The organism is Pseudovibrio sp. Alg231-02, from assembly GCF_900143565.1.
Lineage (GTDB): Bacteria > Pseudomonadota > Alphaproteobacteria > Rhizobiales > Stappiaceae > Pseudovibrio.
Genome location: NZ_FREX01000004.1, coordinates 426,632 through 437,146, shown reverse-complemented (window position 1 = coordinate 437,146; position 10,515 = coordinate 426,632). Strand labels below are relative to the sequence as shown.

Sequence of the window (10,515 nt, the reverse complement as noted above, 5' to 3'; positions counted from 1 at the left end):
GTCAGCCAGACTGGTGACCAGCTCATGCACGTTGGCAAGCTGGGCGGCTTCCAAAATCTTCTCGTCATCGCGTTCTGGCGCAAAGCGGGAGATGTTTTCGGCAATGGTGCCGTCAAACAGTTCCACATCCTGCGGCAGGTAGCCAACTGCTGTGCCCAGACGATCTTCTGACCACTGGCCCAGCTCAGCGCCATCCAGACGAACGGCACCGCGCAAGATTGGCCAAACGCCCACAAGCGCACGGACCAGACTGGTTTTACCGGATCCGGACGGGCCGATAATGCCCATACCATCGCCTGCTTTAAGCTCAAAGTTGACACCAGCCAGTGTGACTGCGCGAGCACCGGGAGGCGCTGTTGCGATCTGCTGTACATTGAGGGTCTTGCTTGGCAGCGGCAGTTCGGTTTCTGGCGGGGTCTCATCCAGACCTTCCAGTGATTTTTCCAAACGGGCGCGGGCCTGACGGGCTGCGATGAACACGCGCCACTGGCCAACAGCCTGCTCCACAGGAGACAAAGCACGGGAGGTGATGATGGAAGCTGCAATCATAACGCCAGGAGAGACTTCCTGAAGGATCGCAAGCCATGCACCCACGGCGAGAACGGCAGAACCGAGCAGAAAGCGGAAGGCTTTGATAGCAGTGGCGAACAGAGAGGCGCGGTCGCCTGCCTTGGTCTGGGCATCATAAAAGCGGGCGTTGGTTTCATCCCACTTGTTGGTGAGTGTGGAGCTCATGCCAAGGGCACGCACCACTTCCGCATTGCGGCGGGCGCCGGAGCGGGTGTTGCTGCGCTGTGCGTTTTGTGAGGCCAGCTCCCTGGAGGGATCGCGGCTCATAAACTCGTTGGCAAGAACGAGGGAGAGGATGATGACCGCGCCAGCCAGTGCCAGCATGCCGAGCCAGAAATGCAGCACGAACACCAGACCCAGATAGATCGGCATCCATGGAATATCAAAGAGCGCGGCTGGACCCTGACCACCCCAGAACTGGCGCATGGTTTCCAGATCGCGGATCGGGTCCACGTTTTTACCGCTGTTGCCCATGCGCAGTGGCACGCGCAGATTGGCAAGGAACGCGGTGCGCGACAGGCGGGCGTCAATTTCCTGAGAAATACGCGACAGGCCACGGGCACGGATGCCTTCCAGCAGGGCGAAGAACAGATAAAGGATACCGGCGAAGCTGGCGATGATCACCAGTGTTGGCACGCTGTGGCTGGCGAGCACGCGATCATAGATCTGCAGCATGAACATCGGACCCGTCAGCATCAACAGGTTGATGACCAGACTCAAGACCCCAACACCCGCATACCCGGACCGAGACGCCGCAAACGCCTCAGCCACCATAGGGCGCTTTGGCTGCCCACTCTTCGATGTACTCATAGATACTCCCGAAACCACCTGGCCCCAAACTTCAGTGCGCGGCACGTCCTCCCAACGAACGATAGGACGCCTGTTACGCTACAAAACTCGTGATTATGCCCCAACAAAAATTGTGGTTTCCATAGTATGTAAATCGCACACTATTTGAAAGGGGTAAGACACTTAATTTTGCTCATGCATTGAAAATGAGGGAAATACCGCAAACTTATGATTTGATTAAATAATTATGCAACCTGCCATTGCGGCAGGTTGCACATTTTTCTACCTCTTATACAAACGTGAAATCGTCTGCATTGATGAGGCTGGAATCAACACCTGAAAGGGTGATGGAACCACCGTCGTAGCTGACGAGTGTGTCTGCACCAGTGTCTTGAATCGTAAGGTCTGCAAAGCTGTCTGCACCGCTTTCGAATCTCATGAAGTCAAGGCCATTGGAGAAGTCAACGATCGTGTCTGCGCCGCAGTTGATGTTGAACACGAAGGTATCACGACCTGAACCGCCGGAAAGGGTGTCGTCACCGAGACCTCCTTCGAGGGTATCGTTACCAGCATTGGCATAGAGACCGTTGTCGGCATCGTTCCCAATCAGCTCATCATTACCTGAACCAGAATAAGCATTCTCGATCACGGTATCACGCATGATGGTCATGTTGCCGGTCAGACCGTTCACGTCAGAGTAAGTCTCTGCCACCAAAGAGATTTTCTGGTCAGCACGGACAGAACTGAAGTTGATGCTGTCGTTGCCGCCATTGTCCATAATGGTGAACGTGGCCGGGTTCAGGTCTGCAATGTCGTCATAGTAACCGCCAGCGGTGGAGTTTTCACCGTAAACGGTAGACCCAGTGCGCAGGTCGGTTGCTGTGCCGTACAGGTCCTGCATGGCAAGGATGTCTGCAATCATTGGCGTGACGACGTAGGCACGGCTTGCGTCCACGCTGGTGTTCTCCACCTGATCAAAGTAGGACATGATTGTGCCCTGCCAGGAATCGTTGGAGTAGTGGTTGTCCACGCCGTAAGTCGCGCTGCCGTTGTAATTGCCAGCATGACCCAGACCGAGTGCGTGACCGATTTCGTGCACGTAGGTCTGGAAAGCATAACCGTCCAGGCCGGTGCCATAACGCGCAACCCAGTCAGTGCTCACATTCACGGTTGAAGAAACGATAGTGCTGCCGCGTGTGGTAGAGTTCGCGTAAGCGCCGCTGTCGTTGTCGTCAAATGTGATCTGAGCGCCGGAGTTGACAGTCTGGAAGTCGATACCGGTGACTTTTGTCCAGGCTTCCAGAGCTTTGGTTGCAAGCTCACGGCCAGAAGAGTTCAGACCATTGAGGTTGACGGTGAGAGACTCACCCGGGCTCACGTCAAACGCACGACGACCACGACCTGAGTTGTTCCAGTACCCATCGGTCAGCTGGCTTGCAATCTGGTCGTTGGTGAACGCGTTTGGATCGGTTGGTGGGTCAGTTGGTCCGCCGTCTGCGTCAACGGAGAGTCTGTAGTCACCGGTGTAGCGATCATTGTAGGATGCAGCGCCAATGTAATAGGTGCCGCTGGATGTTGCGGTGAAGGTGATTTCGGAGTTACGTCCGCTGCCGCCATCATCGTCTGTCGCGATTTCGTTTGTGTTGGAATCGTAAAGGTACAGGTATGTATCGGAAACGCCCCCACTTCCGATGCCTTCCATTGAAATTGTGTAAGTTACTCCGGCCTGTACCTCGAGTTTAATTGCGTCTTTATCGCCAGAAAAACTCAGCGTTCCCTCAAAAGTGTCACCCGATGAAATAGAGTATGGGGTCGTCGTGCTATATGGCGCGTCACCCCCTTCAATAACTCTTGCCTCTTCAACGTGATTATCTCTAAACATATTATCTCCCCTAGAGTAATAGTAGTAGTAAACCATCTAAACGTATGAGGGATGCACTGAAAGGCAATATAAATGATCTTTGGATTCACAGAAGAAAGTAGTATTAACACATCTACTGGTTGAATCATTGACGAACTCTCGATGTGTGAATAGAATGCAAAATATATTATTTTAGGTATAAAACATCTGAATCTTTCAAATATATCAATTCAAAATATTAATATATTTGGATAAAATAAGTTTGCCTGCTGATAAATAATTCTAAAAACTGACCAGTTGATCAAATAATTGTAGTATGTTTTTCCTCTGATCTATTCTAATAAAGAGATGTTTAATACTTAATTATATTTGTTGATTCGAAGAATTTATCAATTCACGAAACTGTGAGATTGATGGCGAGATGCCTGTATATACGTGAAAATGCGTGGTTTTGGTGGAACGTTTTATCAAATTAACGGGGCTAATCCGGCAAGTTGACGTATAGGGAAGTGTGTATGCTGAAGTGAGCTCATAAAACACCCCGGTCAATGGGGCTTGACCAGGGTGAGTTGTGGGCAGGGTACGTCTCTACCCAGGGGAAATATTTTCCTGAATGGCTCAGGAGGAGATTCTCCGCCCCTGGGTACGCTTTGCAGATACGCGAGGCTGGAAAGCGAGATGGAGGCGGGGCGGAGAACGTTCCTGTGCGTATCTTCAGCCTGCGGAGGGGTGCAGACTGACGAACGTGATCACAGGCTTGCCATAAATTGCTGGTTCAGGTCGATTCCGTAGCCTGGAGCGGTTGGCTTTTCAAAGCCACCATCCACTAACTCGGCTTCTGGCGTCACCAGATACTTGCGCAGCTCCCCATCACAGAAGTCCGGATGCACATACTCAAAGTAAGGCGCGTTGCCGACTGCGAACTGATAATGGATCGCTGCTGCCGAGGTGATGCCAGTCTTCCAGTTGTGCGGCATCACCTGCACGTTGTGCGCGGTCGCCATCTCGGTGATCCGGCGCAGCTCTGTCAGGCCGCCGCAACGGTTATAGTCAGACTGCAGCAGATGCACCTTGCCTTTGGTGATCCATTCTTCTGCTTCAAAGCGGGTGGTGCTCATTTCCGCACCGCAAATGCGGGAGCGGGTGTTTTCTACCAGTTTGGCGTGGCCACTCAGGTCATCGTGCTGCAGCGTCGCTTCTGCGAAATACAGCTCCAGATCCTCAATGGAGTTGAGCAGGCGGGCAACGTCATACCAGTCTGTGAAGCGGTAGAGGTAGTCCACCATCATATCGGTGTCGTGGCCCAATATACCGCGCAGTTCGCGCAGGTAATAGCCGACGTCTTTGATGCTCCAGTCTGCTTTGATCGGCACGCACACTTTCACCGCGCGGATGTTGTGTGCCTTGGCTTTTTCAAGCAGTGGGGCGTAGCCTTTGATGGCAACGTCCAAAGACGCATCCACCGGAATGGCTGGATACAGTGTCAGATACGGATGGACTTTGTCTTTGTTGGTGCCGCCAAGCAGTTGATAGGCTGGCACGCCAAGCTGTTTGCCCGCAAGGTCATAAAGCGCCATGTCGATGCCGGAGAGGGCGAACATGCCCAGTCCGCGCATGCCCTGCCACTGCGTGGCGTCATACATGGAGTCCCAGATGGCGTTGATTTCGATCGGCAGACGGCCAATGACTCTTTCGGTCAGGTTCGTCAGCCATTTATGTTCAGTTTCAATATTGGAATAAGCGAGAATTGCGTCCGGAGATCCGTCAGCTTCGCCGAGGCCGTAGACACCGTTTTCGTCTGTAACCTTGACGACAACCGTGTTCTGACTCCAGTTGCTGGCTTTGTAATTGACCGGAATAAACTCGACGGACTTGATGGGTGCGACTGCTGGGTTAAGTGCCAGTGACATGATGTGCTCCTAAGAGAAAGGCGCCAGTTTTTGCTGGCGCCCTCATGTGCTTTATTATTTTTTGCGCATTGGAAGTTCGACACCGTTGGCAATGTCGCGGTGCAGTTCTCTGAGGAACGAGACTGCAACAATGCCGAGGATGATGACCATAAGCAATCCGCCAACAACCGTTGAGATCTGGATGGTGCCCAGGTCGCCGCCGATCAGGTTGATCACCACTGGGATGATGCCCAGGAACAGAGCCCAGACAAGGCGGTTCCAAAGTGCTGGATCCGCACCATCTGGCAGCTCTTTGGTGGTCATCGCTGCAAGAGAGAAGGATGCCGCATCAAAGGTGGTTGCCATAAACACGATTGCAGAAACGCACAGGCCAATGATGAACAGAGTGCCCAGTGGCAGATTCGCAAACATGTCGATGATCACGGTGAAGGAGCTCTGACCAGCTGCCAGTGCTGCAGGTGCATCAAAGATGCCTGCGTCCAGAAGGCCAATGCCGTAGTTGCCGAAGATTGCGAAGAACACTGCAGTGCCCAGAGAGCCGAACAACAGGGTGCCCAGAACCATCTCACGGATCGTACGGCCACGGGAGATCTTCGCGAAGAAGAGACCCTGGAACGGACCGTAGGAAACCCACCATGCCCAGTAGAAGATTGTCCAGTCAGACACAAAGGTGGAGTTCTCTGCGTATGGCTCCATGTAGGTGCTCAGACGGACGAAGTTTGTCACAAGCGCACCAACAGAAGTGGTGAAGGACTTGATGGTGGTCAGGAAGTAGCCGCCGAAGAACAGCACGAAGATCAGCAGGCCAACCGCCAGGAAGATGTTGAAGTTGGACAGCTTCGCCATGCCTTTTTTCAGGCCAAGCGCGGAGCTTGCAGCAAACAGCGCAACCACGATTGCAAGAGCTGCAAGGTTCATGGAGGTGCCGTGCTCAATGCCAAGCACTTTAGAGAAGCCAGCGGCAACAACCGGTGTGCCCAGACCAAGGCTGGTCGCACTTGCAGTCACCAGACCGATCATGATGAAGATATCGACCACGTTGCCCAGAGGGCCTTTTGCACGTGTACCCAAAACGCCCTTACAGGATTCTGAAACTTTCAGAACCGGGTCTTTGCGGACATAATAGTAATAGCCGATGGTGATGGAACACACGGAGTAGAGTGCCCAGGCACTAGGACCCCAGTGGAACATGCCCGTGGTGATGGCCCATTCTTTGGCCAGCTCTGTGCCTGGCTCAAGACCCAGTGGCGGTGTGGACATGTAGTAGATCCACTCGCTGGCGCCACCCCAGAGGATGCCGGCGCCGATGCCTGCACTGAAGATCATCGCGACCCAGGAGATCGTGTTGTATTCAGGCTTTTCATCCGCCTCACCAAGTACGATGTTGCCGTACTTGCTGAAGGAAACGCTCAGACAGAAGATCAGCGACAAGATCGCTGCCCACATGTAGAACGCGCCAAATTCGTTTGTCAGATAGCTCTTCAAAGAAGAGATAACTTCTTTACCGGAGCCCGGTGCAGCAATGTCCGCTGCCAGAATGCCCATTGTCGGTAGGAGTACCGCAATGCCCCCGACGAAGAAGTTCGTCTTATCCAGTTGTAGTTTAGCCATGGATGCCCCCATTTATTATTCGAAGACGAAAGAAGCGAAAGATGCTTCCTTCACTGCGTCCCAATCCATTTCCACGCCGAGCCCGTTGCCCGCCGGCGCGTGCACATATCCCTCTTTGTCTGTGCGGATTTGGGTTTTACTTGCCAGTTCAAACGCCTCGTAAGGGTAGAACTGCTCGAAGTAATTGCAGTTGTCGTGAGCCAGAGCGACATGCAGGTTGGCAGCCTGTGTCAGGGTGTATCCCATGCTCTGGATTTCCAGGTTTTTGCTGTGGCCGGCCGCGATCGCGAAGCATTTGTTCAGCTGAGTAATGCCGCCGCAAACAGTTGCGTCCTGACGCACGTCTGACCACATCCCAGTGCTCAGCGCGTGCGTAACTTCCTGCAATGTGAGCAGGCAGTTGCCATGACTGGAAATTTCAAGATCCGTATTGGCGACAAGGCGCTGATAGGTCTTGTAGTCGTAGTCGGAAACTGGCGCTTCAAGCCATTCCCAGTCATGACGTTCCATCCACTTGGCCATCTTCATGGCTTGTGCGGGTGTGTAGAACGTCGCTGTGTCCAGCATGAAACGGATGCCGGTAGAGCCGTATTTGGCCTGCACAGCTTCCACCAGCGCCACATCCTTTTCATAGATGCAGTAGCAGTGCAGTTTGATTGCTGTGAAGCCGTGCGCAATGCAGTCGTCAATGTAAGGGAAGTATTCCTCTACAGTGTCGAACATTGGCGTGGAGGCGTAGGACTTGATTTTGGTCCGGGCGCCGCCAAGCAACATGTAAAGCGGCATTCCGGCCTTTTTGGCCTTAATGTCCCATGCTGCAATGTCGATTGGAGACTTCGCTGGCAGTCCACCCCAGGTGCAGCGTGCTCCAAGCCAGTTGTTGAGTTCCTGAGTCATCAGCGGATTTTTGCCGATGAGACCGGGAACGATGGTACGCAGAGATTCAATGATGCACCGATCAAAGAAGTTCTCTGTGTAGCTCATAGTTGCGCCAAGACCCTCGGTTCCATCCTCGGTGAACAGGCGTACAATGTTGTTGGTGTACAGCAGAGGTTCCTGATTATCCGCCCAGGGAATAGGGGGCGCATTCTCATCAGCCAAAGCATAAAGCTCGACCCGGCTAATTCTGCAGTCTTCCATTTTTAACTCCCAGTGTGCCTTGAGGCACCTTCCTTATTGCCCGACTTTTTACAGAGCGCTGCCAGCCGCACGCATCGCCTCGCGCAGCTCTTTTGTGTCGACATCCCTGTAATTGATCGCTTTGTCGATTTTCTGTTTTGTCGCCACAGCCGCCGCATGTCCCAGCTCAAAGCACTGGGCAGTAACGCGGGCAGAAGCGAGCGCTTCGTGTTCGGCGCTCAGGCACCGTCCCGCGACAATCACGTTGTCCAGCTCCTTCGGCACCAGCGTGCCGTATGGAACCTCATAGTAATCTTCCATCAGCCAGTGCAGTTTGCTCTTCTCACCGGCGTGCATCTCAATCGGCCAGGAGGAGCGGACCACGCCGTCCTCAGGCTTGTCGCAGTTTGCAACATGCTCGTTTGTCAGGGTGGTTTCGCCGCTGATGGTCCGTGTCTGGCGAATGCCCACTTCCGGTGGCATGTCAATCAGCTGGGACTCTTCAAAGCCTTTGATCTTGTCCTTGAAGAAGCGGTGGTACTCGCGCGCCTGACGACGGCCATAGACTTCCGCGTATGTGAAGTCAGCAGGGTTCACCACGTTCAACAGCCGGTTGTCCTGACCTGCCAGACGGGTGCAGTTCATCAGGAACACGCCCTTCTGCGGGGTTGGGAACACCCAGACTTTGTTGCGGGGTGTGTCGTACTCTCTGCTCTCGAAAGCTGTTTTCAGCTGTTCGATCATGTCAGGCGGGCAGATGGTGTTCTTGCCGAAGTAATCGTAGAAATCGCTTTCCACCACGTCTGACAGACGGAAGATCATGGTCGGGTTCTGAATGGCACCCTTATCGCCGAAGCTGTACTCACACCCCGCTTTCGTCACGAGAGCCGCATCTCCTGACGTGTCGATGAATGCTTTTGCTTTGAGGAAAGTGCTGCCTGCCTTGGAGTCTACACGGATCGCGGTGATCTCATCGCCATCGCGGACCACCTCGGTCATGTAGGTGTGGTAGAGGCACTGAACGCCGGATTCCTCAAGCAGATCGTCCGCAGCTTCGCGCCAGATCAGCGGATCAAAGGTCACCACGTGGGTGTTGCCGTAGATTTGTGGGGCGGTTGCACCGCCTTTGGCCAGCAGGCGAGCACGAAACTCTTCTGCAAAACCGAAAACAATTTGCTTGGCGTCTTTGTTTTCGATGTCGTCCTGGGTGAGGAACAGACCGCAGATAGTACCTGACAGGCCGGCAACTGCACCGCCGCCACAAAACCCGTTTTTCTCGATGAGGATTGTCTTCAAACCGCTGCGGGCACTCATAACAGCCGCAGCAACACCAGATGGGCCACCACCGCAAACAACAACATCTGCTTCAGCAAGAACAGGAGATGCGGTTTCTGCTAGGGCAGTCTCTTTCCAGTTTTTCATGGGTGCTTACCTTGTATGCCACAATTTATGGCTGTTTGCTTTAGTTCTGAGTCCATGAGGACAGTTTTCGGAAACATATCCTCAAAACTGACATATTAGCAACCTTAAAAGCAAAAAATGGCGGCTAGAGCAATGGTAATAACCCTTAGAAATCGATAAATATCATTAAATACTGGCTTCTGATATGCCAATAATGATGTGCTGACATGCCAGAGGGTTTCGGTAAATTTCAGAGTATCAGTTCATGATAAAACCCTAATTACTTTAGCTTTTTTAGTTTATCTAAAATCCGCAAAGCGCAGAGAACCCATGAAATCTAAGTGGTTTTTGCGTGACAGAATGACACAATGCGAAAGACTGATAGGTTACATTATCTAGGAGGGGTCCAGAACTGATATGGCAGCCGAGTGAAAAACCGCCAAACAAGATCCAATCGGCTGACATAGCAGCAAAAGAAAAGAAGAGACCGCTGGCAAATCGGGAATGCACTGTGCTACACTGTGATACAACTGACGCAGAAATAATGCTTTTAAAACAGGGGGTAACCGTGGCTCACCAGAAAACTCAGGCTGAGCTTGCGCGCACGGAAATTGAGAGAAAGTTGTTTTTCAACGAGCTTGATGTTTCAGCTCTGTACTCTGAAAACAAACTCGCCTCTCTGTTGGATCTGGGCCGAACGCCCGTTCGTGAGGCGCTTCAGGCGCTGGAGCAGGATGAGATGCTGGCCATCCATCCGCGCAAAGGGGTTCAATTCCTCTCCATCACCGCAGAGCAGCAATTGCAGCTGCTGGAAGTGCGCAAGCAAATTGAACCGATCTGCCTGAGATTTGCGGCCATGCGCGCCTCAACCGACCAGCGCCGCGAGATGCTGGCGCTCGGGTCACTCATCGTGCAAAGCGCGAAGGATGAGGATGAGAAGTCGCTGCTGTCCAATCTGCAGGACATCCACCGCATCGTGACGGAAGCGACCAACAACCCATACTTCCATCATAGCCTCGCTCGCGTGCAGAGCCAGTCACGCCGGTTCTGGTTTGCCAACAAAGACAAATCCGACAACCTGTTATGCTCGTATCATCATGAAGCAATCATGCGCGCGGTTGCCATGGGCAATGAGGAAGAAGCCGTCAAGCAATCCGGCTTGCTGCTGGAGCACTTGACCGAATCTGCTTTCAAGGCCCCAAAACCGGGCTGAGCAGACGCAATCTGAGCATTGAAATGAGAACGGGTGAGTCG

The 10,515-nt window shown here is 53.0% G+C and carries 7 protein-coding genes; 1 reads left to right on the top strand and 6 read right to left on the bottom strand.

Annotated features, from left to right (window positions below; all coding sequences use genetic code 11):
* The 6 genes from DHN43_RS14285 to DHN43_RS14255 form a co-directional block, all read right to left on the bottom strand.
* Positions 1–1,380 (bottom strand): type I secretion system permease/ATPase (locus DHN43_RS14285; RefSeq protein WP_108819025.1); only part of this gene is annotated, 1,380 nt, incomplete at its 3' end.
* 268 nt (positions 1,381–1,648) lie between these two features.
* On the bottom strand, positions 1,649–3,241 hold the full coding sequence (locus DHN43_RS14280; RefSeq protein ID WP_108819024.1) for a M10 family metallopeptidase C-terminal domain-containing protein: 1,593 nt from the start codon (positions 3,239–3,241) through the stop codon (positions 1,649–1,651).
* A gap of 728 nt (positions 3,242–3,969) precedes the next feature.
* On the bottom strand, positions 3,970–5,130 hold the full coding sequence (locus tag DHN43_RS14270; protein ID WP_108819023.1) for a mandelate racemase/muconate lactonizing enzyme family protein: 1,161 nt from the start codon (positions 5,128–5,130) through the stop codon (positions 3,970–3,972).
* A 54-nt stretch (positions 5,131–5,184) separates the two neighbouring features.
* Complete coding sequence (locus tag DHN43_RS14265; RefSeq protein ID WP_208981788.1) at positions 5,185–6,741, bottom strand: BCCT family transporter; 1,557 nt, start codon at positions 6,739–6,741, stop codon at positions 5,185–5,187.
* A gap of 15 nt (positions 6,742–6,756) precedes the next feature.
* Positions 6,757–7,881: a mandelate racemase/muconate lactonizing enzyme family protein gene (locus DHN43_RS14260; RefSeq protein ID WP_063287997.1), complete on the bottom strand. Its 1,125-nt coding sequence runs from the start codon at positions 7,879–7,881 to the stop codon at positions 6,757–6,759.
* Between the two features lie 48 nt (positions 7,882–7,929).
* A complete protein-coding gene (locus tag DHN43_RS14255) occupies positions 7,930–9,282 on the bottom strand; it encodes an FAD-dependent oxidoreductase (protein WP_108819022.1) in 1,353 nt (450 codons plus the stop codon).
* A 547-nt stretch (positions 9,283–9,829) separates the two neighbouring features.
* Here DHN43_RS14255 and DHN43_RS14250 point away from each other — a divergent pair.
* A complete protein-coding gene (locus tag DHN43_RS14250; RefSeq protein WP_063288114.1) occupies positions 9,830–10,474 on the top strand; it encodes a GntR family transcriptional regulator in 645 nt (214 codons plus the stop codon).
* Positions 10,475–10,515: the final 41 nt, after the last annotated feature.

Coding starts and splice junctions, on each gene's coding strand:
- DHN43_RS14255 (WP_108819022.1), bottom strand. CDS start 9,282: ATGAAAAACTGGAAAGAGACTGCCCTAGCAGAAACCGCATCTCCTGTT.
- DHN43_RS14270 (WP_108819023.1), bottom strand. CDS start 5,130: ATGTCACTGGCACTTAACCCAGCAGTCGCACCCATCAAGTCCGTCGAG.
- DHN43_RS14260 (WP_063287997.1), bottom strand. CDS start 7,881: ATGGAAGACTGCAGAATTAGCCGGGTCGAGCTTTATGCTTTGGCTGAT.
- DHN43_RS14265 (WP_208981788.1), bottom strand. CDS start 6,741: ATGGCTAAACTACAACTGGATAAGACGAACTTCTTCGTCGGGGGCATT.
- DHN43_RS14280 (WP_108819024.1), bottom strand. CDS start 3,241: ATGTTTAGAGATAATCACGTTGAAGAGGCAAGAGTTATTGAAGGGGGT.